The 23,920-nt window shown below is 65.5% G+C and carries 21 protein-coding genes; 3 read left to right on the forward strand and 18 right to left on the reverse strand.

Annotation, left to right across the window (positions count from 1 at the left end; all coding sequences use genetic code 11):
• Positions 1-78: 78 nt before the first annotated feature.
• The 7 genes from fusA to JO391_RS13500 all read right to left on the reverse strand — a co-directional run bounded on the left by fusA (position 79) and on the right by JO391_RS13500 (position 6,458).
• Positions 79-2,196 carry an elongation factor G gene (gene fusA, locus JO391_RS13470; protein ID WP_220660991.1) on the reverse strand — a complete coding sequence of 706 codons (2,118 nt, stop codon included), beginning with the start codon at positions 2,194-2,196 and terminating at the stop codon, positions 79-81.
• Between the two features lie 9 nt (positions 2,197-2,205).
• Entirely contained in the window at positions 2,206-2,676 is a 471-nt protein-coding gene (gene rpsG, locus JO391_RS13475; RefSeq protein WP_220660992.1) for a 30S ribosomal protein S7, read from the reverse strand.
• 11 nt (positions 2,677-2,687) lie between these two features.
• On the reverse strand, positions 2,688-3,059 hold the full coding sequence (gene rpsL, locus JO391_RS13480) for a 30S ribosomal protein S12 (RefSeq protein WP_165014620.1): 372 nt from the start codon (positions 3,057-3,059) through the stop codon (positions 2,688-2,690).
• 254 nt (positions 3,060-3,313) lie between these two features.
• On the reverse strand, positions 3,314-3,874 hold the full coding sequence (locus tag JO391_RS13485) for a phosphatase PAP2 family protein (RefSeq protein WP_220660993.1): 561 nt from the start codon (positions 3,872-3,874) through the stop codon (positions 3,314-3,316).
• 133 nt (positions 3,875-4,007) lie between these two features.
• Positions 4,008-5,453 carry an ArnT family glycosyltransferase gene (locus JO391_RS13490; RefSeq protein WP_220660994.1) on the reverse strand — a complete coding sequence of 482 codons (1,446 nt, stop codon included), beginning with the start codon at positions 5,451-5,453 and terminating at the stop codon, positions 4,008-4,010.
• Positions 5,425-5,739, reverse strand: coding sequence for a lipid-A-disaccharide synthase N-terminal domain-containing protein (locus tag JO391_RS13495; RefSeq protein ID WP_220660995.1), 315 nt, complete (start codon positions 5,737-5,739; stop codon positions 5,425-5,427). Before JO391_RS13495 ends, JO391_RS13490 begins: the two co-directional genes overlap by 29 nt.
• The gene (locus tag JO391_RS13500) at positions 5,736-6,458 is read right to left on the reverse strand and encodes a glycosyltransferase family 2 protein (RefSeq protein ID WP_220660996.1); all 723 of its coding nucleotides are present in this window, start codon (positions 6,456-6,458) and stop codon (positions 5,736-5,738) included. Before JO391_RS13500 ends, JO391_RS13495 begins: the two co-directional genes overlap by 4 nt.
• A gap of 318 nt (positions 6,459-6,776) precedes the next feature.
• Here JO391_RS13500 and JO391_RS13505 point away from each other — a divergent pair, with 318 nt between their 5' ends.
• Positions 6,777-6,986, forward strand: coding sequence for a VPEID-CTERM sorting domain-containing protein (locus JO391_RS13505; RefSeq protein ID WP_259444699.1), 210 nt, complete (start codon positions 6,777-6,779; stop codon positions 6,984-6,986).
• A gap of 123 nt (positions 6,987-7,109) precedes the next feature.
• Here JO391_RS13505 and JO391_RS13510 read toward each other — a convergent pair whose 3' ends face one another.
• Entirely contained in the window at positions 7,110-8,594 is a 1,485-nt protein-coding gene (locus JO391_RS13510) for an alpha-glucosidase/alpha-galactosidase (protein WP_220660998.1), read from the reverse strand.
• An 89-nt stretch (positions 8,595-8,683) separates the two neighbouring features.
• Here JO391_RS13510 and JO391_RS13515 point away from each other — a divergent pair, with 89 nt between their 5' ends.
• Positions 8,684-9,544 (forward strand): AraC family transcriptional regulator, encoded by an 861-nt coding sequence (locus JO391_RS13515; RefSeq protein ID WP_220660999.1) that lies wholly within the window; start codon positions 8,684-8,686, stop codon positions 9,542-9,544.
• A gap of 305 nt (positions 9,545-9,849) precedes the next feature.
• Here the strand turns inward: JO391_RS13515 and JO391_RS13520 are convergent, their stop codons facing one another.
• The 6 genes from JO391_RS13520 to JO391_RS13545 all read right to left on the reverse strand — a co-directional run bounded on the left by JO391_RS13520 (position 9,850) and on the right by JO391_RS13545 (position 18,705).
• Positions 9,850-11,397, reverse strand: coding sequence for a tryptophan halogenase family protein (locus tag JO391_RS13520; RefSeq protein ID WP_220661000.1), 1,548 nt, complete (start codon positions 11,395-11,397; stop codon positions 9,850-9,852).
• On the reverse strand, positions 11,364-12,731 hold the full coding sequence (locus JO391_RS13525) for an alpha-glucosidase/alpha-galactosidase (RefSeq protein WP_310795037.1): 1,368 nt from the start codon (positions 12,729-12,731) through the stop codon (positions 11,364-11,366). The genes JO391_RS13520 and JO391_RS13525 overlap by 34 nt, the downstream gene beginning before the upstream one ends.
• 7 nt (positions 12,732-12,738) lie before the next feature.
• On the reverse strand, positions 12,739-14,367 hold the full coding sequence (locus JO391_RS13530; RefSeq protein ID WP_220661001.1) for an ABC transporter ATP-binding protein: 1,629 nt from the start codon (positions 14,365-14,367) through the stop codon (positions 12,739-12,741).
• A gap of 10 nt (positions 14,368-14,377) precedes the next feature.
• Positions 14,378-15,523 (reverse strand): ABC transporter permease, encoded by a 1,146-nt coding sequence (locus JO391_RS13535; protein WP_220661002.1) that lies wholly within the window; start codon positions 15,521-15,523, stop codon positions 14,378-14,380.
• The gene (locus JO391_RS13540) at positions 15,520-16,548 is read right to left on the reverse strand and encodes an ABC transporter permease (RefSeq protein ID WP_220661003.1); all 1,029 of its coding nucleotides are present in this window, start codon (positions 16,546-16,548) and stop codon (positions 15,520-15,522) included. Before JO391_RS13540 ends, JO391_RS13535 begins: the two co-directional genes overlap by 4 nt.
• An 84-nt stretch (positions 16,549-16,632) precedes the next feature.
• Entirely contained in the window at positions 16,633-18,705 is a 2,073-nt protein-coding gene (locus tag JO391_RS13545; protein ID WP_220661004.1) for an ABC transporter substrate-binding protein, read from the reverse strand.
• Between the two features lie 210 nt (positions 18,706-18,915).
• On the opposite strand from JO391_RS13545, the gene JO391_RS13550 reads away from it, so the two are divergent.
• Positions 18,916-19,800: a helix-turn-helix domain-containing protein gene (locus tag JO391_RS13550; protein ID WP_220661005.1), complete on the forward strand. Its 885-nt coding sequence runs from the start codon at positions 18,916-18,918 to the stop codon at positions 19,798-19,800.
• A gap of 42 nt (positions 19,801-19,842) precedes the next feature.
• Here JO391_RS13550 and JO391_RS13555 read toward each other — a convergent pair whose 3' ends face one another.
• The 4 genes from JO391_RS13555 to JO391_RS13570 are packed head-to-tail and all read right to left on the reverse strand — an operon-like array spanning position 19,843 to position 23,917.
• Entirely contained in the window at positions 19,843-20,901 is a 1,059-nt protein-coding gene (locus JO391_RS13555) for an ABC transporter ATP-binding protein (protein WP_220661006.1), read from the reverse strand.
• A 3-nt stretch (positions 20,902-20,904) separates the two neighbouring features.
• Positions 20,905-21,738, reverse strand: coding sequence for a carbohydrate ABC transporter permease (locus tag JO391_RS13560; RefSeq protein ID WP_220661007.1), 834 nt, complete (start codon positions 21,736-21,738; stop codon positions 20,905-20,907).
• A gap of 8 nt (positions 21,739-21,746) precedes the next feature.
• Entirely contained in the window at positions 21,747-22,616 is an 870-nt protein-coding gene (locus tag JO391_RS13565) for a carbohydrate ABC transporter permease (protein ID WP_220661008.1), read from the reverse strand.
• A gap of 53 nt (positions 22,617-22,669) precedes the next feature.
• Positions 22,670-23,917: an ABC transporter substrate-binding protein gene (locus tag JO391_RS13570; protein ID WP_220661009.1), complete on the reverse strand. Its 1,248-nt coding sequence runs from the start codon at positions 23,915-23,917 to the stop codon at positions 22,670-22,672.
• Positions 23,918-23,920: the final 3 nt, after the last annotated feature.

Genomic DNA, 23,920 nt, shown 5'->3' on the forward strand with positions numbered 1-23,920 from the left:
TCTCCTCAATTCGGTGTCGGTGTCGCCGGCGGCGCCGGCCTACGGGGCGGTAGGGCGGGGTTCACCCCGCCACACCGGTCATGCGTATTTCTTCTGGATCTCGTCCGAGATGTTCTGCGGAACCGCGTCGTAATGGTCGAACTGCATCGTGAACACGGCGCGGCCCGAGGTCATCGAGCGCAGGTTGTTGATGTAGCCGAACATGTTGGCGAGCGGCACGAAGGCGTTGATGACATTCGCGTTGCCGCGGCTGTCCTGGCCCTGCACCATGCCCCGACGCGACGTCAGGTCACCGATGACACCACCCGTGTATTCCTCGGGGGTCACCACCTCAACCTTCATGATCGGCTCCAGCAGCTTCGCGCCGGCCTTCTTCAGACCGTCACGCATCGCCGCACGGGACGCGATTTCGAACGCCAGAACGGACGAGTCGACATCGTGGAAGGCTCCGTCGATCAGCGCCACCTTGAAGTCGATCACCGGGAAGCCAGCCAGCGGGCCCGAGTCCATCACCGACTTGATGCCCTTTTCGACGCCGGGGATATATTCCTTCGGCACCGCGCCACCGACGATCTTCGACTCGAACGAATAGCCTTCGCCCGGCTCGGTCGGGGTGATGACCAGCTTGACGCGGGCGAACTGGCCCGTGCCACCGGTCTGCTTCTTGTGGGTGTAGTCGATTTCGGCTTCGCGCGAGATGGTCTCGCGGTAGGCCACCTGCGGCGCACCGATGTTCGCCTCGACCTTGAACTCGCGACGCATCCGGTCGACGAGGATGTCGAGGTGAAGTTCGCCCATGCCCTTCATGATGGTCTGGCCCGATTCCAGATCGGTCTCGACGCGGAAGGACGGGTCTTCGGCGGCCAGGCGAGCGAGGGCGATGCCCATCTTTTCCTGGTCAGCCTTCGACTTCGGCTCCACGGCGATTTCGATCACCGGTTCCGGGAAGGTCATCGTTTCAAGCACGACCTGGTTGTTGGGGTCGCACAGCGTGTCGCCGGTGGTGGTTTCCTTCAGGCCCGCCAGCGCGATGATGTCGCCCGCGAAGGCTTCGTCGATTTCCTCGCGGTTGATGGCGTGCATCATCATCATCCGGCCAACGCGCTCGCGGCGGCCCTTGGTCGAGTTGACCATCTGGTCGCCCTTCTTGAGCTGACCGGAATAGATGCGGGTAAAGGTGAGCGAGCCCACGAAGGGGTCGTTCATGATCTTGAACGCCAGTGCCGAGAAGGGCTGGGAGTCGTCGGCCGAACGCGCGATGTTGCGGGTTTCGGTCTCGTCGCCCGGCGCGAAGCCCATGTAGGGCTTGATGTCCAGCGGCGAGGGCAGATAGTCGATCACCGAGTTCAGAACCGGCTGCACGCCCTTGTTCTTGAACGCCGAACCGGCGGTCACCGGAACGAAGGCCATCGACAGCGTGCCCTTGCGGATCAGCTTGCGGAGCGTGTCGATGTCGGGCTCGTTGCCTTCAAGGTAAGCCTCCATCGCCTCGTCGTCCTGTTCGACGGCGAGTTCGATGAGCTTGCCGCGCCAGTCTTCGGCTTCCGCCTTCAGGCTGTCACGGACATCGCGGATTTCCCACGACGCGCCCAGGTCTTCGCCTTGGTAGACCCATTCCTTCATGGTCACCAGGTCGATGATGCCTTCCAGCTTGTCCTCTGCGCCGATCGGCAGGGCGATCGGGGCGGGGGTCGCGCCGGTGCGGTCCTTGATCATCTTCACGCAGTTGAAGAAGTCGGCGCCGATCTTGTCCATCTTGTTGACGAACACGATGCGCGGAACGCCATAGCGGTCGGCCTGCCTCCAGACGGTTTCCGTCTGCGGCTCGACGCCGGCGTTGGCGTCAAGAAGGCAAACCGCACCGTCAAGCACGGCCAGCGAGCGTTCGACTTCGATGGTGAAGTCGACGTGGCCGGGCGTGTCGATGATGTTGAAGCGGTGCTTCGGCGACTCGGCGGTCTTGCCGTCGGTTGTGCGTTCCCAGAACGTGGTGGTCGCAGCCGAGGTGATCGTGATACCCCGCTCCTGCTCCTGCTCCATCCAGTCCATCGTCGCGGCGCCGTCGTGGACTTCGCCGATCTTGTGGGACTTGCCGGTGTAGTAGAGGATCCGCTCGGTCGTCGTGGTCTTGCCCGCGTCGATGTGGGCCATGATCCCGAAGTTGCGGTAGAGGTTCAGCGGATATTCGCGTGCCATGTTGTCCTCTTACCAGCGGTAATGGCTGAACGCCTTGTTGGCGTCGGCCATCTTGTGGGTGTCTTCGCGCTTCTTCACCGCGGTGCCGCGGTTGTTCACGGCGTCGGCCAGTTCGGCCGCCAGACGTTCTTCCATCGTGTTCTCGTTGCGCTTGCGGGCCGCGGTGATGAGCCAGCGGATGGCAAGGGCTTCGCGGCGCTCGGAGCGCACTTCGACGGGAACCTGGTAGGTCGCACCGCCAACGCGGCGGGAGCGGACTTCCAGCGAGGGCTTCACGTTGTCCAGCGCCTCATGGAAGGCGGCCACGGGCTCGCGCTTCAGGCGGGACTGCACGCGGTCAAGCGCGCCGTAGACGATCGATTCGGCAACGGACTTCTTGCCGTCGATCATCAGGTTGTTCATGAACTTGGTAAGCACGCGATCGCCATACTTGGCGTCGGGCAGGATTTCGCGCTTCTCTGCGGCGTGACGGCGGGACATCTCTCAGCTCCTCACTTCGGACGCTTCGCGCCGTACTTCGAGCGGCGCTGACGACGGTCTTTGACGCCCTGGGTATCCAGAACGCCGCGCAGGATGTGGTAACGGACGCCCGGAAGGTCCTTTACCCGGCCACCACGGATCAGGACCACGGAGTGTTCCTGCAGGTTGTGCTTTTCGCCGGGGATGTAGCTGATCACTTCGAACCCGTTGGTCAGGCGCACCTTGGCGACCTTCCGCATGGCCGAGTTCGGCTTCTTCGGGGTGGTGGTGTAGACGCGGGTGCACACACCACGCTTTTGCGGGCAGGATTCCAGGTGCTGGGACTTGGACTTCCGCACGTTCGCTTCCCGGGGCTTCCGGATCAGCTGTTGAATCGTCGGCATCAACGTTCCTCGTTTCGATACTCGCCCCCTGCCAGAGAGGCGCCGCTTCTCGACTGTGCCTTGCGCGCATCGCAAAACACGAACACCGCATCCATCCCCTTCTGGGGATGCCGCGGTGGAATTCCAGAGGATCGGGGCTTGAGGCCCGGATCATGACCACTTCATCGGTTCAGAACCCGGCCGGAGGACACACCTCCGGCGCAAGTTGCCGGGCGTATATGGGGAGTCGGGGGGGATGTCAACAGAAGCCGGGCTCAGGGCCGAGGCGTGTGACGCCGCGGGAGGAGGGGCGACAAAACCACCGCAATCAAGAGGGTGAACAGCGCCGAAAGCACCACGTCCGAAAGGAAGTGTCGCCCGGAGGCAATGCGCTGCAGGCCGGTCAACAGGGGGACTGCCAGGGCGACGATCCGGCCCCAGCGTTGCCATCTTCGGGGAAGTCGCCAGTCGAGCGCGGTCAGGATCGCCCAAAGCCCAATGCCGAAAGCCACCGCACCTGACATCTCGCCCGAGACAAAGGAACAGTTTGAGTCACACTCCGGGGAGATCTGGTGCGGCGGCGTGAACCGGGCCGAGCCTCCGAACTCTGTTACCTGCGCCGGTCGGGCGCGGCCCCAGTGCGCCTTCAGTATGGCGTTGACCACCACCCCCGTGGCCAACGCGTAAACGGCCAGAATGAAGCCCCAAACCCGGCCCGGTACATTCAAAGGCGCGCGCCCGGTCGCCGTTGCCAGAAACAGGAAGACCGCCGAGGCCAATGCCAGCGTGATGGACAGACGCCAGAGGGCAAGACGCAGGCCTTCGACCAGCGCCACTCCACCGACTGGAAAGCCCGCGCCGCCTCGGAAGAAGAGGTTGGACACGGCAAGGTCCAGCCCAGGCCATACCGCGAAGACCGCAAAGGTTGCGATGATGGATGCGCTCAGCAGTCCTGCCAGGCGAATGGGGTCAGCCGGGGGCATGAAGACAGCTTGCCTCGGTCACGGTGGCGGCAAAGTGCTTTCCGGCCCAAGTGCCGGTGCCGGTCACGGTCTGGCCAGGCGCCAGGGAAGGACAGCCGGCCGGAAGGTCGCCGATGAACAGCACGGCACCTGTTGCGCTGCCCGGCAAGGCATGGCGTTGCTCGTAGTGGTTCTGGGGCCGGCCGACAGGGGGGCGCGCATAAAAGGCAAGCCCGGACTCACGGCCAGTGTAGAACAGGTCGGCCAGGATATCGCGGTTGCCGGCAACGACCGGGATGCCTCCCTGCGCCTTGGACTGGGCGATGATCTCGCGGCTGAGATCAGACCGGCCGAGATAGCGCGAGAGAAGCGGTTGGTCGCGGCCCAGTGTCACCTCGGGCACCAGGGTCAGAAGTGGCAGCGCCAGCGCGACGGCGACGTTGACGCCAATCCCGACCCGCAACCAGATCGGTCGTGGCATGAGATAGGCCACCACGAGCGGTGTTGCCGCCAGGTAGGCCGAGGCCGCCCAGTTTGCATAGGCGCGGTCCATCAGGGCCTGGAACGACACCACCGCCAGCGCAGGCAGAACAAAGACCAGAAGCCCCGCCCTGCCCTTCGGGCGCGCCACGACCAGGATCAGCGCCGCAAAGAAGACGGGCCCGAACACGCCGAACTGGCTGAGCAAGAACTCGGCCAGCCCCGCCGGGTTCAGCCCGGACTCCAGCGGCGCGTCCTCGCGTACCCAACCGATGTTATCCAGCGTGTGCGATACGGTGGCGAGGCGGTTGCCCAGGTTCCAGACGATGTTGGGCGAGATCACCACCAGGAAAGCACCCAGAAGGACCGCCCCGTTTCGCCAGCCGATCCGACCCGCAGGCCATAACGCGGCCAGCCCCACGCCGACGATGTAATAGATGGCCGCATATTTCGCGAGGAAAGCCATCCCCGCCATCGCCCCCGCCGCCATGGCCCACCCCATGCGACCATCTTCCAGCAGACGCCGGTGGAACAGCAGCGCTGCGGCGAAGAAAGGCGCCATGACGGTATCCGTCGAGATCAGGAGGCTCGCGACCGCCACCATGGGCAGGCTGAGCCAGGCCGCCGTCGTCCAGATCGCCGCTGCGGCCCCCCAAAGACGGGCTGCCAGCGCGGCCAGGATCAGCGCGGTCACACCATGCAGGCCGGCCGCAGGCATCCGGACCCAGAAGCTGTCGTCGCTACCGGCAAGCCCCGTGACGGCACCGATCAGCCAGCCGATCAATGGCGGCTTGGAGTAGTAACCGAACTCGAAATGCTGCCCCCAAAGCCAGTACTGGCTTTCGTCCACGAACAGGTCGGTGCGGTCGAACGCCAGCAGAAGCCACCGCAGCGCGGTGACCGCCAAAACGAGCGCCAGCGCCGGTGCGACCCAGCCCCGCGCCTCAGGTCGGCTGGCGGCGACGGTCGGCATAGATCAACATGAGGTTGCGCAGATAGATCATCACACCCACCGCTTGGCCGAGGATGATGACGGGATCGCGACGGTGGATCGCATACATCAGCAGCATCACGCCCCCCGCCAGCGAGAAGTACCAGAAGGCCACCGGCACCACGGATTTGCGCTGCTTTTCGGAAGCCAGCCACTGCAGCAGGAACCGGCCGGTGAACATCATCTGCGCGGCAAAACCGAACAGGACCCACAGCAGCTCGGCCGTGGTGTTCACATGGAACCAGCTCATCACGGTAGCAATGTTCATGGCTTCCGCTCCATGGGACGGGCCTTCTTGCGGCGGCGGATCAGCCAGGCCACCCCGACAAGGTCAATGGCCCCGACAAAGGCGCGCTGAATGTTGGAGTAGTTCGACCGCCCCGCTCCGCGTGGCCGGTGGCTCACGTCGACATGAACAACCTCCCATCCGTCCCGCTTGGCAAGGGCAGGAAGATAGCGGTGCATGTGGTCGAAATAGGGGAAGGCCAGGAAAGCATCGCGGCGGAATCCCTTCAGCCCGCAGCCGGTGTCCCGCGTGCCGTCGTTCAGCATCCATCCCCGCAGACCGTTTGCCAGGCGCGAGGCGGTCTTCTTCGACCAGGTGTCCTGCCTGTCGACGCGCTGTCCCGCGACAAGACCGATCCGCCCGGTCGCATCGGCCAGCAACGGTGCGGCAAGTTTCGGCAATTCCTCGGGCGGGTTCTGCCCGTCGCCGTCAAGCGTCAGGATGATCGGCGCCGTTGCCGTTCGCACGCCCGTATGCACCGCCGCGCTTTGTCCGCCCGAACGGTCATGGCTAACAACGCGCAGATGCGGCATCGCCGTGCCTTCGGCCACCAGGCGCGCCACCATGTCGTCGGTGGAGCCATCGTCCACCACGACGATCTCGAAAGGGGCATGCAAAGCAAGCGCGCGGTCGATGTCGCGCACCAGGGTCACGATGTTCTCGGCTTCATTCTTCGCCGGGATGACGACGCTCAGGCGCATCTCTTTCCTTCGTCATGCCGGCCCAGGCGCAAGGGGCCGGATTTCTGCCCTGTTGGCCGAGGCCCGTCTGGAAGTCAATGCGCCAGACCGCCGGGCGAATCGTGACGGCAGGATTCGCCGATCTGCCGCAATCGTTGCCCTCGCGGCTCACTGGACGATGACATCCTTGCAGCGCGATTATCGTCGGAATTCGCAACAATCTTCCATCAACGGCCAGTTCGGTTGCGCTGCGCGTGCGAAATGCGGCAGAAGCAAGGCAAAGTCTTGTCAACTCCGGTCAGCTTGCCCATTATGAGTCTAACTAGTGAGGGTTTGCTCATGTCTCGTTCGCTCAAGGCTCTTGGTCTGGCTGTTCCCGCCTCCCTGCTGGTGGCCGCGCCGGCTCTTGCCCAATCGGCTTCCAGCTGGTGGTGGTGGCCGCGACCGGTGCGGAACGTGCCGGAGATCGACGCATCCTCGGGGCTCCTCGCGATCGCTGCCGTTGCCGCGATCCTTGCGCTGGTGGTCGAACGTCGCCGCCGCGCCTGAAGCGCTGGTTTGAATTGACCGAACGGCCGGGCCCTGCCCGGCCGTATGCTTTTCGTCGGACGGCAGCCTCAGTGCTGCGGCTCAAAGCTGCGGCCCGGACATGGCCGAGCCGCAGCCGAGGTCTCAACTCATCATCTTCGTGCCCAGGTCGCTGGCCGCCTTGCGCTCCTTCGCGGCGCGCAGTTCTTCGACCCCCCGCACAAGCTTGCGCGCAGCGCCACGCCAGTCGCGTGTGGCAACCTTCGGCGCATTCAGACGCTCCCGCGCCTCGGGAATGGCATGGGCATACTGGGGCAGCCACTTCGCCTGGGCGACCAGCATCTCGTCCACCATCTGCCAGACCTCTTCCGGCGTGCAAATCGCGCCCACCAGCGGATCGTGCAGCACGGCGAGCTTCAACAGGTCGACATCGCCGGTGACCGCCGCCTGAACGCTCATCCGCTGCACGTTCACACTGGTCGAGCAGGTCGCGGCGCAGGCCAGGGGCAGGGTCACGCCCTCGACCATGTTGATGCCGAAGCGATCGACGAACCCGGGACTCTCGATGATACAATCGGACGGCAGGTTGGTGATCGTGCCGCCGTTCTTGACGTTGAAATGCCCGCGGTAGGTGCGCCCCGTCTCCAGCGCCTCCAGGATATGCGAGGCATGTTCGTCGGTCCGTTCGTACTCTGACAAGGGCTTCGCGGCTTCTTCCAGAAAGACCGGAAAGTCGGTCTCGAACCAGTTGCGGTTTTCAGTGCTGTAGCGCAGGTAACCGCCGGTCTCGCCGTGAATCCAGTCGTCAAGGCTGATCCAGTCCAGGATCTGTTCGGGACGCTTGCGGTACCAGGGCAGGTATTCCGACAGGTGACCGTTCGATTCGGTCGAGTAGAACCCGAACCGCTTCAGCACGTCGATGCGGACCTTCTCCTGTTGTGAAAAGACCGGGTGCACCTCGAAGGCGGCGATCAGTTCCTCGCGGCTGATCTGACGGCCCTTGTGGCGGATATCCAGGTACCATGTCTGGTGGTTGATGCCCGAGCAGACGATGTCCACCTCTACCATCGGCAGGCCAAGCGCGCGGGCGATCTGCCGGTGGCCGTTCTGCACGCCGTGGCACAGGCCCACCGTGTTCACCTTGCCATGGTCGATGGCTGCCCAGGTCATCATCGCCATCGGATTGGCATAGTTCAGCATCAGCGCGCCGGGGGCTGCGACCTCGCGGATGTCCTTGCAGAAATCCAGCATCGCAGCGATGCCGCGCTGGCCATAGAGAATGCCGCCGGCACAGATCGTATCGCCGACGCACTGATCCACGCCGTACTTCAGCGGGATGGCGATGTCGGATTCAAAAGCCTCCAGCCCGCCGATGCGGACCACGTTCATCACATATCGCGCACCCTCCAGCGCAGCGCGGCGGTCGGTGGTGGCGGTGACCTTCGTGGGCAGGTTGTTCACCTCGACGATCCGCCGGATGATCTGGGCCACCATGTCCAGGTTGTGGGCGTTGATGTCGGTCAGGGCGAATTCGACGTCGGCAAACTCGGGGACTTTCAGGAGATCCGAGACCAGCTTCTTCGTGAACCCGACACTGCCTGCGCCGATGATGGTGATGCGGAACGACATGGGCTCCTCCCCTCCTGTTCGCTTGCGTAAAGGCTAGGCCCGTGCATGTGCGCGGTGTAGGGAGAAGTTGTGCCCGTCCGGGGAATCTCATGCTGTCCGCCCTGCTGGCCCACGGCCACGACATCCGCAACTCCGGCCTTCCCCGCGACCTGGCGGCGCTGCACTGCGCGGCGGTGGCGGCGGGGTATGAAGAGCGGCGGGCGGAGGTCTATTCCTGGGACGGGATGAAGCGGGGGACGCAGCCGTTCCTGGTGATCCAGCACACAGTGCTGGGGGAGGGGCGGCTGGAGTACGAGGGGGTGCGCTACCGGCTGCGGCCCGGACAGTGCATGGTGGTGACCATGCCCCATGCCCATCGCTACTGGCTGGAGCGCGGGGGGGAGTGGGAGTATTTCTGGCTGCTTCTTTCGGGTCGGGAGGCGCTGCGGCTGGCGCGGGAGGTGCTGGCGGTGGCGGGGCCGGTGCTGGAGCCGGAGGCCGCGGTGGTGGACCGGCTGGCGGGGGCCTGTCTGTCCCTGCTGACGACGCCCGGCCCGACGGCGGGGGAGGTCTCGGCACTTGGGTACGGGGCCATGGCGGCGTTGGCGGACGCGGCCTTCGGGGGGCGGGCGGCGCCGGCGCTGCCGCCGGGGATGGCGCGGGTGGTGGCCCATGTGGAGGCGCACCTGGGGGAGGCCCTGACGGTGGAGCGGCTGGCGGCGGTGGCGGGGCTGAGCCGGGCCCATTTCGTGCGGGTCTTCGGGGCGGCCCTGGGGATGCCGCCCTCGGACTTCGTGCGGGCCCGGCGGTTGGAGCGGGTGGAGCGGCTGCTGCTGGCGACCGAGATGGGGGTGGGGGAGATCGCCCGGGCCACGGGCTTTGCCGACGGGAACTACCTGGCCAAGGTCCTGCGGCGGGAAAGGGGGGTGGCACCCCTGGAATTGAGGGCCACGCGGGCCGGGGCGGTTTAGGCGTCCGAGCTCGGACGCTTGTCCGGGTTCATTGTTTTCAAGTGGTTGCGGGCGCGAATTAACTTGGACTTAAGGAATTTCTCTCGATGAGAGGTTCCGCCTGTGGCTGGGGGAGAACCGGGGGTTTCACACCCCCGGAGCCCCGTGGGATATTTGTTAACAGAAGAAGCAGGGGGCGTGGAGCGAGGTGAGCACCGGCAGGACTTCCAGCGGGCCGGGGTGCGCAAGCGCGTCCGTCCCGCAGGGGGGGCGAACCAGCTTAATTGGATCGCCCGCGGATTTTCGCAGAGAATCCGCCCCGCGGCTCAGGCGGCCAGAGATTGCAGCCAGGCGCGGTGGGGCAGGCAGCGGGTGGCGGCGCGGCTGTATTCGGTGACAAGCTGGGCATGGGTGGCGCGGGCGCGGTCGCGGTCCTTTGGCCGCGCGGCCATTTCGGCGCGGGCCGCTTCGCGGTTCAGGAGCCCCAGGCCATCGAGCACGGGGACGTAGAGCTGTTCCTGCACATGGGCGAGGTGCAGATGCTCCATCCCCGGCGGGAAGCGGGGAAAATCGTCTCGTGACGGGGTCTTGGTCTGCCAGAGCGCGAGGCGGTCCTTCACCACCTGCGGATGGGTTTCGGCCACGTCGCGCCAGAAGGCGGAGTCGCGCCGTTCGCTGACATAGTGCAGGCGGATGAAGTCGCGGAAATCGTCCACCTGGGTCGCCACGGCGGCGTTGTAGTGGTCGCGCCCGCCGGGCGTGCCCATCCATTCGGCCAGCATCATCATCTGCACGATGGTGCCGTGGATAGAGGTCGCCTCCAGCGGTTCGAGGAACGAGGACGACAGGCCTGCCGCCACGCAATTGCCGATCCAGGCGTCGCGCAGACGGCCGGCCTCGATGCGGATGTCGTTGCGGGGGTGAATCTCATGGCCCAAGGCTGCCTCTATCTCGGCCTTGGCCTCATCCGGCGTGGTATGGGCGTCGGAATAGACATAGCCCGCGCCGTAGCGCCCCTGCGTCGGGATCCACCAGAGCCATCCGGCCTTTTGTGCCCAGGCGAGGGTGCAGGGGGCGATTTCCTCGTCTTCCCCGATGTCCACCCAGAAGGGCATGGCACGGTTGACCGGCAGCACGTCGCGGTAGCTGAGCCAGTCTGCCCCGAGCTTGCCCACCAGAGCGCGGCGGAAGCCGGTGCAGTCGAGGAAGAAATCGCCCTCGACGCGCTGGCCGCTTTCGAGGGTCAGCGCGGTGATGCCGCCCTCACCCGTCTGGACGCCCTGCACCTGATCGTCGATCAGCGCGATGCCCTTGGCCTTGCGCCGGAGCCAGGCGCCGACAAGGGCCTGGTCGAAGTGGTAGGCGTGCTGGAAAGGGCCGGCGGGCACGGACCTTCCGCCCACATCGGCGACCGGGGCGCGGTTGCCTCGCAGAAGGTGCTGGAACAGATGCGCCTCGACCACCGGGCGGCCCGCGGCCACGGCATAGGCATCCAGCGGCACGCCGGGGGCGACCAGATGCGGATCGTCGATCGGGCCGTCATAGCTGTGGCCAAGCCGCCGCCAGTCGCGGTGGCGGATGCCGTATTTGATGGTGGCGCCGGTCTCGCGCAGGAATTCCTCCTCGTCGAGCTTGAAGTGGCGCAGCATCTGGCGGAACACCGCCGTTGAGCCTTCGCCCACGCCGATGACGCCGATCTTCGAGGATTCGATGACGGTGATGCGCGTCGCGGGAGATTTCCGCGACGCGACATCCGACAGCATCATGGCGGCCAGCCAGCCGGCGGTGCCGCCGCCGACGATGACGATATGTCCCGGCCAGCCGCCCTGCCCCATCTGCCTTACCCCGCCTTGCGCGCCTGCACCCGCGCCCATTCCGGCAGCCAGTCGCCATGGGCGGCGAGAAGGTCTGTGGTGAGTTGCCAGATCTGGTCGAGGTCGAGCTCTGCCCCGGTGTGCGGATCGAGCATGGCGGCGTGGTAGATGTGATCGACGTTCTGCGTCAGCAGCGCCTGCACCGTGAGATCCTGCACGTTGATGTTGGTGCGCATCAGCGCGATCAGCTGAGGCGGGATGTCATGGACGACGGTGGGTTGCAGGCCCATGTGATCGACCAGGGTGGGCACTTCGACCGCGCAGCCATCGGGCAGTTGCGGGATGAAGCCGCGGTTGCCGTGGTTGCCGTAGATCACCGAAGGCTCGCCCGTGACGACCGAGTTCACGATCTGGCTGGCGTATTCGTGGCTTTCCTTCAGCTCGACCGTGTTGGCGGCCTTGAGCGCGGCGGCTTCCTTCTTCCAGCGGGCGATCTGTTCGACGCAGCGCACCGGATATTCGTCCAGCGGGATGCCGAAGCGTTCGATCAGGTCGGGGCGGTCACGCTTGATGAACCACGGCGTGTATTCGGCGAAGTGCTCGGACGACTCGGTGACGAAGTAGCCGAGCCGGGTGAGCATTTCATAGCGCACCTTGTTGGGGCAGCGCGGGTTCCAGTGGCTGGGCTTGGGGAAGCGGCCCTCACGGTAGCCCTTGACCAGATCGGGATAGAGGTTGCGATAGCTGCCGTCAGCCTGACGGTGTTCGAAGGTGAGGTAGAAGGCCATGTGGTTGATGCCGGCGGCCTTGTAGCGGATTTCTTCGACGGGGATGTCGAGGTCGCGCGCCAGTTCGTATGCGGTTCCCTGAACCGAATGGCAGAGGCCCACCTGTTTGATTTTCGGATATTTCGCGGCGATGGCCCAGGTGTTGATGGCCATCGGGTTGACATATTGCAGCATGATGGCGTTCGGGGCGACGGCCATCATGTCTTCGCAGATCGCCCAGAGATGCGGCACGGTGCGGATGCCGCGCATGATGCCGCCGATGCCGAGCGTGTCGGCGATGGTCTGGCGCAGGCCGAATTTCTTGGGCACCTCGAAATCGGTGATGGTGCAGGGGTCGTAGCCGCCGATCTGGAAGCAGACCACCACGAAATCGGCACCATCGAGCGCGCGGCGCTGGTCGGTGTAGGTCTTGACGCTGGCCTTGCCGCCAAGGGTGGATGCCAGCTTGCCGACGATGATTTCGGATTCTTCCAGCCGCTCGCGGTTGATGTCCATCAGCCGGATTTCGGCCTGGGCCAGCGCGGGGCGTTGCAGGATGTCGCCGGCAATGTTCTTGGTGAACACGGTCGAGCCGGCGCCGATGAAGGTGATGACGGGTTTGGCCATGATGTCCTCAGGTTGCGATGTCGAAGGCCGCCTTGACAAGACGGCGGGTGTAGTCGGTTTGCGGGTCTTCCAGCACGCGGTCGACCGGGCCCTGTTCCACGATGCGGCCGTGCTGCATGACGATGACGCGGTGGCACAGGGCGCGGACGACCTTCAGGTCGTGGCTGATGAAGAGGTAGCTGAGGCCGCGGTCGCGCTGCAGCTTGCGCAGAAGTTCGATGATCTGGGCCTGGACCGAGAGGTCTAGGGCGGAGGTGGGTTCGTCCAGGAGGATGAATTCCGGTTCCAGCGCGATGGCGCGGGCGATGGCGAGGCGCTGGCGCTGGCCGCCGGAGAACTCGTGCGGGAAGCGGTTGAGGATGGTGTCGGGGAGCCCCGCGTCGCGCAGCGCCTGGCTCACGCGGGCGAGGCGGTCTGACCCGGAGGAGCCGATGCCGTTGACGATGAGGCCTTCCTCGATGATCTGGCGCACCGACATGCGGGGGTTGAGGCTGGCGAAGGGGTCCTGGAAGACGATCTGCATCTGCTTGCGCAGCGGCTTCATCGCCTTGCGGTCGAAGCCGTCGATGCGGGTGCCCAGGAAATCCACCTCGCCGGCGGTGAGCGTGTTGAGCCGCATCAGCGCCTGGCCGAAGGTTGTCTTGCCCGAGCCGGATTCGCCCACAAGGCCCAGGGTTTCGCCGCGGTGGAGGGTGAGCGAGAGGCCGTCCACCGCCTGCAGGTCGTAGTAGGTGCCGCGGAACGCGCCGCCCTTCCTGAGCGTGTAGGTGACGCGGACGCCGCGGCCCTGCATCACGATCTCGTCCGTCACCTCGGCCGGGTTGGCGCGGCCCTTGGGTTCGGAGGAGAGGAGGCGTCTGGTGTAGGGATTCTGCGGGTTGGTGAAGACCTGTTCGGTCGGGCCTTCCTCGCGCACCTCGCCGTGCTGCATGACGTAGACGTGGTCGGCGAACTGGCGGACGACGGTGAGGTCGTGGGTGATGAGCACCACGGCCATGCCGGTTTCGGCCTTCAGCGCCTTGATGAGGTTCAGGATTTCGGCCTGGACGGTGACGTCGAGCGCGGTGGTGGGTTCATCGGCGATGAGCACGTCGGGGTTGTTGGCCAGCGCCATGGCGATCATGACGCGCTGGCGCTGGCCGCCGGAGAGCTGGTGGGGGTACTGGCGGACGCGGGCTTCGGGGTCGGGGATCTGGACCTTGCGCAGAAGCTCGACCGCGCGGGCAAGGGCCTGGGCGCGGGTCATCTTCTGGTGGATGCGCAGGATTTCCGCGATCTGGCGGCCGATGGTGTAGACCGGGTTCAGCGAAGACATCGGCTCCTGGAAGATCATGGTGAGCCGGTTGCCGCGCAGGCGGCGCATGTCGCGGTCGCTGAGCGTGGCCATGTTCTTGCCGCCGTAGGTGATGACGGTCTGGGGCGAGACGCGGGCGCGTTTCGACAGGAGGCGCATCACGGCGCGGGCGGTGACGGACTTGCCGGAGCCTGACTCGCCCACCAGGGCGATGGTCTGGCCGCGGTGGAGCTGGAACGAGACGTTGCGGACGGCTTCGACGGAACCGCCGTCCACCTTGAAGGTCACACCCACGTTGCGGGCGTCGATGACGATATCCTGGGGGGCGCTGTGATGGGTCATGTGGGGCGCCTCAATAGGGGTCGATGGCATCGCGCAGCCCGTCGCCGAGCGCGTTGAAGGCGAAGACGGCGATCAGCACGAAGCCGACGGGGGAAAGGATCCAGGGGTAGGAGCCGATCACCGAGAAGGTGCCGGCGTCTTGCAGCATGAGGCCCCAGGAGATGAGCGGCGGCTTCACGGCGAAGCCGAGGTAGCCGAGGAAGCTTTCCAGGAGGACGATGGCCGGGATGCCGAGCGTGACGGCCACGATGACATGGCTGGTGACGTTGGGCAGGATGTGGCGGGTGATGATACGCCCGTCGCTGGCGCCGATGGCTTGGGCGGCGCGGACATAGTCGATGCGGGCCATCGCCATGGTCTTGGACCGCACCTCGCGCGAGAGCTGCGCCCAGCCAAGGCCGGCGATGACGAGGATCACGAAGCCGATGAACTTCCAGCTGGCCGTGGTGGGCGGGATCAGCGTGGTGAGCGCCAGATACAGGGGCAGTTGCGGGAAGGCGAGGATCACCTCGACGAAACGCTGGAACCAGAGGTCGAACTTGCCGCCAATGTAGCCCGAGGTGATGCCGAGAAGCGTGCCCAGAAGCGTGATGAGCGAGATCGAGACCAGCGCGATCATCAGCGTGATGCGGCTGCCATAGACGCCGCGCGAGAGGATGTCGCGGCCCAGCTTGTCGGTGCCCAGCAGATGCAGGGGCGAGCCATCGGCCACGCCGATCAGGTGGCGATCCCAGGGGATGAAGCCCCACATCAGATAGGGCGTGCCCTTGGCGAAAAGCACGAGCGGACGGGGGTTGTCATAGTCCGGCCCGATCAGCGGCTGGAAGGTGATGGGGTCCAGTTCCTCGCCCTCGACCGTGGCATAGGCGACGGGGCGGAGCGTGAAGCCGTCCTTGGTGAAGAAGCTGATCTTGTCGGGCGGCGCGAAGGAGGTGGTGTTCACGTTCGGGTCCATCGGCGCCACAAACTCGGCGAAGATGGCGGTCAGCATGAGAAGTGTCACAAGCACCAGCCCGATCATGCCGGGAGTGGAGCGGCGGAAGCGGCGCCAGACGAGGGCGCGGTAGCTTTGGCTGGTGGTCGAGCCGGTGGTGACGCGGGCGTCGATGGCCTCGGCCATGTCGGGGGCTTCGGGGAGTTCGGGCGCGGTGGTCATGCGTCTGCCCCCACACGGATGCGCGGATCAAGGACCGCCAGCAGCAGGTCGGCGATGATGTTGCCGATGATGAGCGTGGCGCCGAGCACCAGAAGCAGGGTCGCGGTCACATAGACATCGCCGATGGCCATGGAGCCCACGATGGCCGGGCCGATGGTGGCGAGGCCGAAGACGATGGCGACCTCGATCTCGCCGGTCAGCATGTAGGGCAGCACAACGCCCTGATAGGCGACGAGCGGGTGCAGCGCATTGGGCACGGCGTGGCGCATGACGACGGCGCCTTCGCTGAGCCCCTTGGCGCGGGCGGTTTCGACATATTGGGCGTTCAGCGTGTCTAGGAGGTTGGCCCGCATGACGCGCATGTTGTAGGCGAGGCCCCCGAAGGTGGCGACGGCAATGACCGGCCAGACATGCTGGATCAGGTTCCAGAACTTGGCCCAGTTGAAATCGAGAAAGCCGTTCCACCAGGGCTGGCCGCCGTACTTCGACGAGAAGAAGGAGCCGATTTCCTGCACGTTCAGCTTGTAGGCCAGGATGTAGATCAGGATCAGCGCCATCAGGAAGCGCGGCACGGTCATGCCCAGGAAGGAGATGATCGAGAGCGTCGTGTCGACCCAGGTGTACTGGCGGGTGGCGGCGATGATGCCGAAGGAGATACCGAGGAGCGAGGCCAGGAAGTGGCAGGTCAGCGCGATGGCGATGGTCGCCGGAAGGCGCTGCGCCACCACTTCGGCGACCGGGCGGTTGTAGGCATAGGACATGCCGAAATCGCCGCGCGAGACGATGCCCCACATCCAGCGCATGTACTGGACGAAGAGCGGATCGTTCAGGCCGTGATCCTCGCGGTATTTCTCGGCCGCGGCATTGGCGGCTTCGACCGTGGCATTGCCCTGGGTGATCATGTTGGTGCGGATGAAGTCCGCATAGTCGCCGGGCGGAGCCTGGATGATGATGAAGGTGATGATGGACATCACGATCAGCACCGGGATCGCCTGGAGAATGCGGATTCCTATGAATCGCAGCATCACGCGCCTCTGGTCGGGAAAGGATGGTGGGGGAAAGAGACGGGCAGGCGATCGCCTGCCTGCCCGTCAGCCGGGAGGAACCCGTCAGTTCGCCTTGACCGGCCCCGCTTCGCCGGGCTTGCCCGGGAGGGTGTCGGGGTGCAGTTCGGCGTCGATCTGCTTGTCTTCGGGGACGAACACCCGCTCGCGGATGATGTTGTCTTCGGCCCAGTTGTACATGAAGATCGGTGCCCCCGCCGGGATGTTGGCGAAGCGCTTGTTGATGATGAGCGCGCCCGGATAGGCGGTCAGACCGATGCCGTCGAGGTTTTCGGTATAGACCTTCTGGAACTGCTTCATCAGCTCGATGCGCTGCGCGGCATCCTGGGTGCCGATGAAGCCGTTGACCAGTTCGACCATCTGCGTTTCGTGCGGCAGCAGGTCAAGCTCGCCCGCCCCGTTCGCCCGGTGGTTCCAGTCGGTGCTGGGGCCGGTGGGCGCCAGCTGGGCCGTGCTTTGAACCACGGTGATCAGCTCGGTGCCGTTGCGCAGGACGATCCAGTCGAACTTGCCGCTGTCGCGGGCGTTGTCGAAATCCTTGCCGTCCAGCAGGCTGAGCGTCGCCTTCACGCCGATGTCGCTCATCATGGCCACCACGCCTTCGGCGAGGTTCTTGTCGGTGGCATAGGAGGACTGGCTGAGAAGGACCACGTTCAGATCCTCGCCGCCCGGCAGGTTGACGAAGCCGTTGCCATCGGTGTCTTCCAGACCCGCGGCCTTGAGCGCCTCTTTCGCGCTGTCGACCGAGTAGGGGTAGTAGACGGTGGAGGCCTGGTCGTAGAACGAGGTTCCGGGCACGAGGCCACCGGGATAGATCGTCGTGAACGGGCCCTTCACGAGGCTGTCGCCCAGACGCTGCCGGTCAAGGCCGTAGCTGATGGCCTTGCGGAAATCGAGGTTGCGGTTCAGTTCGCGCACGGCCTGGGCACGCGCATCGGGTTCGCCCCAGCCGTTGCCCGACAGGTTCGGGTACATCGTATAGGCGATGGTGCGCGGGCCGAAGGCCAGGCGGGCGGGCGAGTTGGGATCGGCGGCCTTCTTCAGGCTTTCGACGTAGTTTTCCGCCTGTTCGAGGTTCGAGAAGTCGCCCGTGCCGGCCACAGCCTGCACGTCGCGGTCGCCCCAGGTGGAGAGCCGATAGTGCATCTCGTCCAGGTAGGGCAGCTGCTGGCCGGTTTCATCGACCTTCCAGTAATAGGGGTTGCGGCGCAGCACGACGATGTCGTCGGGCCGGTGTTCCACAATGGCCCAGGCGCCCAGGGTGGGGAAGTTCATGTAGTCGGAGGGGAAGGCCTTCTGGAACGCCTCGTAGCTTTCGCCGCCGTATTTCGGGTGCTTGGGTTTCAGCACATGCGACGGGCCGGGGCAGAAGTTGCCATAGGCCATGGCGTAGAGCACCGATTCCGGGAAGGGCGTGTCGAAGCTCATCGTGAAGGTGTAGGAATCGACGACGGTGAGCGTCGCATTGGCATAGGTGGCCGCCGTGGCGCCGTTCAGCGGCGTGATCTCGGCATCCTGGATGATGCCGTTCCAGTAGAAGTCGATGTCTTCGGTATCGAAGGGATCGCCATCGGACCACTTCGCGCCCTCGATCAGGTGGACGGTGAGGGTCTTGCCATCCTCGGACCATTCCCAGGACTTGGCGAGGTTGGGCAAGGGCTGCAGGTCGGCGGCGTTGACCTCGAACAGGGGGCCGGTGCGGGTGAGACATTCGACAAGGCCGATGTCGATGCCGCCCCAGCCGTAGGATTGGCCGGCCCAGTAGTTCCAGCCCTCGGGACGGCCGCCGATGACGTGGCGCATCACGTCGCCGTAGGTGCCGGCGCCGTCGGGCATGTTGGCGGTCTTGTAGACCAGCGGTTCCTTGGGCAGGCGTTCGGCCAGCGGCGGCAGCTTGCCGGCGGCCTCGAAGGCGGCGACCCATTCGGGCTGGGAATAGGCCGGCAGGGCCTTGTATTCCAGGATGTCGGCGCGGTTGACGAAGACGGGCTCGCCCTGAGCGTCGAACTTGGGCGGGTCCGGGGGCGTGGTGGGCGCGGCCATTTCGGCCTGCACTGCCACGGCGGAAACACCCAGCATGAGCGCCGCCCAGGCGGCGCGCCGGAGATGTGGTTTCATGTGTCCTCCCTTGGCCGGATGGACCCGGCCGGGTCATGTGCCGTTTGTTCGTGACTTGCGCGGGCGGCTCCTCCGCCAGCCGGCAAGTGCAATCAGGATGCGAATCGTGACGGATTCCGGCAATGTCGGATTGCCAGATAGTTTTCCGGTTTTCTAAGGTCAGGGGCGATGGTGCAGTCAGCGGGCAAAGGGAAGGCCGCAGCGAAGCGTGTGGCGCCGACGCCGGCGCATGAGCGGCATTTCTATTCCACGACCCGGGCCTTCGGGCGGTTCGGCATCCGGATCTTTGACCCGGTGGTGATGACGCAGCCGCATTGGCATGGGCATATCGAGGCGAATTTTCCGATCGACCTGGAGATGGACTACAATGTGGACGGCCGCGAGATCGTGGTGCCGGCCAACCGGCTGACGCTGTTCTGGGCGGGGATCCCGCACCAGTTGCGCAGCATCAGGCGGGTGGGGCCGGGGGCGGCGCAGCTGTGCAACATCTACCTGCCGCTGGATGCGTTCCTGATGATGAACCACATCATGGCGCTGCAGGTGGCCTTCTTGGGCGGGGGCATGATCACGCTGCCCGAGGCGCTGTGTTCGGCCGATCAGGTGCGGCGCTGGTATGGGGATTACCGCAGCGGGGATTTCGAGCGGTCCGAGATCGTGAAGATGGAGCTGAACGCGCTGTTCCGGCGGGTGCTGCTGGAAGAGCCGGAGTATCTGGTGCCGCCGGCCCACCAGGGCGAGGGGGACCGGGCGCTGTCTTCGGCGCATATCCGGCATGTGGTGGCCATGGTGCGGGTGGCGCTGGAGACGCTGGACCAGCCCCTGGCCAATGCCGACATCACAAAGGTCACGGGGCTGCACGAGAACTATGCGCAGGCGCTGTTCACGCGGGTGATGAAGATGCCCTTGAAGCAGTTCGTCATCCGCATGAGGCTGATGCGGGCGCGGGCGCTGTTGGTGGAAAGCTCGATCGCCATTGCCTCGGTGGCCGAGAATTCCGGCTTTTCCTCGATCAGCCAGTTCTACCACCAGTTCCGGTCAGCCTATGGCCTGTCGCCCCGGCAGATGCGCGAAACCTATCTGGTCAGCGACCCGTAAGGCGCCGCCAGGTTCCGGTTTCCCGCAGGATCGGCCCCGGTGTCAGCGCAGGCGGCGGCCGGTCTCGTCGAAGAGAAGCACCTGGGCAGGGGGCAGATGCACCGTGAGGCTGTCGCCGACCTGCGGCCTCAAACCCCGGGCCTCGGCCACAAGGGTCAGGCCCGGTTGCGGCGCACCGATCACATAGGCCGTGGCACCCAGCTGTTCGACCACGTCAATCGCCAGCGTCAGGGCCAGGCCCGTGCCCGAGCCGATGTGTTCGGGGCGGATGCCAAGCTGGAGGTCGCGCCCCTGCGGCAGGGCGTCGCGAAGGTGAGGCAGGTCAAGCGTCTGGCCCGCCACCTGCACGGTACGCGGGCCCAGCACGCGGGCGGACAGGAAGTTCATCTTGGGGCTGCCGATGAAGCCCGCGACGAAGGCGTTGTCGGGGTCGTCGTAGAGATCGGTCGGTCGGCCGACCTGTTCGATGCGGCCCCCGCGCAGCACCACGATGCGGTCGGCCAGTGTCATGGCCTCGACCTGGTCATGAGTGACATAGATCATCGTCGCGCCGAGCTGCCGGTGAAGGCGCGCGATCTCGATCCTTGTCTGGACGCGGAGTTCGGCGTCGAGGTTCGAGAGCGGCTCGTCGAACAGGAAGACGCGCGGCTGGCGCACGATGGCGCGGCCGATGGCGACGCGCTGGCGCTGCCCGCCCGACAGTTGCGCGGGCTTGCGGTCCAGAAGCGGCTCGATCTGGAGGATGCGGGCGGCCTGTTCCACGGCCTTCCGCCGTTCAGCCGGGGGAACGCCTTGCAGGCGAAGCGCGAAGCCCATGTTCTCGGCCACGGTCATGTGGGGGTAAAGCGCGTAGGACTGGAACACCATGGCGATGCCACGGTCCCAGGGTTCGGCATCGGTGACGGCGCGGCCGCCGATGGCGATGGTGCCGCCCGAGACGCTTTCCAGCCCGGCGATCATGCGCAGGAGGGTGGATTTGCCGCAGCCCGACGGGCCGACGAAGACCACGAACTCGCCCTTCTCGATGGCGAGATCCACGCCCTTGATGACCTCGGCCCCGCCGAAGGACTTGGTAACGCCCGAAAGAACCAGTTCCGACATGGGTTATCCCTTGACCGCGCCAGCGGCGATGCCCGTCACGATGCGGCGCTGGAAGACGATGTAGATGAGAACGATGGGCGCCGCCGCCAGAACGATGCCCGCGGTGAGGAGCGGCACGTTGGTAGTGTATTCGCCGCGCAGCGCCGCGATGCCGACCATGAGCGTGCGCTTGTCCTGCAGGACCAGAAGCGAGATCAGCACGTCGTTCCAGCAGTAAAGCGTATTCAGGATGCCAAGCGTGATGAGTGCGGGCGTGCCCATGGGCAGCATGACATGCCACCAGACTTGCCAGAACCGGGCGCCGTCGATCCGGGCGGCCTCGGTCAGTTCACGCGGGAGACCCGCGTAGAAGGCGGTCATGAGGTAGACCGAGAAGGGCAGGAAGAAGGCGGTGTAGGACAGGATCAGCCCGGTCCGCGTGTTCAGGAGACCGATGCCGATGATGGTCTTGTAGAAGGGCACCAGCACGACCTGCACCGGGATCATCAGCGAGGCGAGGATGACGATGAACACCAGCTTGCGGGCGGGAAAGCGCAGCACGGCGAGGGCGAAGCCCGCCAGCGAGGCGGAAACGAGAAGGCAGAACACCGCGCCAAGGGTCACGATGACCGAGTTGAGGAAGTAGCTGTCGAGGTTCGACCGTGTCCAGGCCTGGACATAGTTGGCGAAGGTCGGGTCGGTGGTCAGGCCGAAGCGGTCGAGGATGTAGCCCTTGTTCGTCTTGAACGAGTTGTTCAGCGCGAACAGCATCGGATAGATGCAGCTGATCGCGATCAGCATCATGGGCAGGGCCAAGGCCCACAGCGTCAGCCGGCTGCCGGGGCGGCGGTCAGACATGATCGTGCTCAGACATGGACATTCCTCGACATGATGCGGATCTGCAGCCAGGCGAGGCCGGCCATGATGGCGAACAGCACCATGGAAATCGCGGCGGCGTAGCCGGGGCGGTTCAGCTTGCCGAGTTCGATCCAGATCAGGAATTCCGGCAGCGTGGTGGACGTGCCCGGCCCCCCTGCCGTGAGGACGTAGATCAGCCCGAACATCGAGGTCAGCACGCCGATGGTGGTGACGACGGCGACGAATTCGATGATCGGCCGCAGCGTGGGGATGATGATGAACCAGATCAGGTGGCGCAGGCGCGCGCCATCCAGTCGCGCGGCCTCGATCATCTCAGACGGAACGGTGGAGAGGCCCGCGAGGAAGATCAGCACCGACATGCCGAAGGTGGCCCAAAGCTGCACCGCGATCAGCGACAGAAGCGCGGTGGAGGAATTGCCCAGCCAGTCCAATGGCGCGATGCCGAGAAGGCCAAGCAGCTCGTTCACCTGGCCGTCGCGGCGCAGCAGGACGTTGAAGATCGAGCCGACGATGACCGAGGACAGGATGGCGGGGAAGAAATAGACCGCGCGGTAGAAGCGCCCGCCCGGCACGCCCTGGTGGATGAGGATCGCCAGCAGCATTGGCACGGTGATCCAGACCGGCAGGGTGGCGATCAGCAGGAGCGTGTTGGAGATCGAGTCGCGGAAGGCAGGGTCGGTGACAAGCTCGCGGTAATTGTCGAGGCCGATGAAGGCGCCGGGCGTGATGCCCCGGGCGTCGGTCAGCGACAGGTGCGCGCCCCAGATCAGGGGCACGATGCGGAAGGCCACGACAAGGATCAGCGCGGGCGCAAGAAACAGGAACGCAACCCGGCGTTCTTCCTTTCCGACAGTCATGGCCTTTTCCCCCGATGCGGGGGTGCCGGTCGGCCCGGCACCCCCCTTTCCGTTCAGCCGCCGTGGGCCTTGGCCTGGACTTCGTCCAGCCGCGCGGCCGCGTCGTCAACCGTGACTTCGCCGTTCAGCAGAAGCTGGCTTTGGCGGTGCAGTTCCTCCAGCTCCTCGGGCGAGGAGTTGGCATGCGCCATCGGCGCGGCGGCGCTGGCCGTCCAGGGCAGGATCGTGGCCAGCGTCGGGCTGTTGAGGCCCGAGGTATCGACCGCCGGGTTTGCGGGCAGGATGCCCGCGTCGGCGGCGAAGACGGCGATCGGGCCGGGCGCGGCCAGCACCTGCACCAGTTCGGTGGCCAGCGCCGCGTTGGCCCCTGCCTTGTTCACGCCGTAGCCGATGCCGCCGGCCAGAGGCATCATCGGGCCACCGTCGGTGCCCGACACCACGGCCTCGGGCGCCGGGTGGCGGAAGGCGCCCACATTCTCGGCCCCCAGCATGTCGTCGAACTGCTTCCAGTGCGCCACGTCGGACAGAAGCCCGATGGTGTTGGCCGCGTCGCCGCGCATGAACATCTCGTATTCGTCCATGAACTTGGGCATCGAGTTCGCGCCCTCTTCGTACCAACCCCAGGCTTGGGTATCGACCCAGGCTTGCAGGATGGCCTTCATCTTCGGGCTGGACCATTTCAGCTCGCCCTTGGCGAAGGCGGCCTGTTCCTCGGGCGTGAGCATCGAGGCTGCGAGGGAGGAAAGGAAGAATTCGGCGCCGAAGCCTTCCTTGTTGCCCATGGCGAAGCAGGGCACGGCGCCCTTGGCCTTGATCGCCTCGCAGGCGGCCTTGAGCTCGTCCCAGGTCTTGGGCGGGTTGGCCGGGTCAAGCCCCGCCTCGGTGTAGCGGGCCTTGTTGTAATAGACGGTGAAGCCCTGGATGGTGATGGGCAGGGCCACGACGGCACCGCTGTCGGCGGTGAAATCGGCCAGGCCCGCGAGACCCGCCGATTGCGCGGTCAGGTCGGCCAGGGCATCGGCGCGGCTTTTCGCCTGCGCGCCGCCGTGGACGAGGAAGACATCCGGCCCGGAGCCCGCGGAAAGGGCGGTGCCGAGAAGGGTGTAATACTGGTCATGCGGCTGCATGACGAAGTTCACCGTCACGCCGGGATGGGCGGCCTCGAATTCCTTCTTCGCGGCCTCGATGTAGGTTGCGGCGGCCGGATCGCCGGATTTCCAGTCCCAGACCGTCAGTTCCTGCGCGGCGGCGGCATTGGCCAGAACCATGGCCGTGGCGGCAAGCAGCATCTTCAGTTTCATCGG

The sequence above is a fragment of the Neotabrizicola shimadae genome (assembly GCF_019623905.1).
Classification (GTDB): domain Bacteria; phylum Pseudomonadota; class Alphaproteobacteria; order Rhodobacterales; family Rhodobacteraceae; genus Neotabrizicola; species Neotabrizicola shimadae.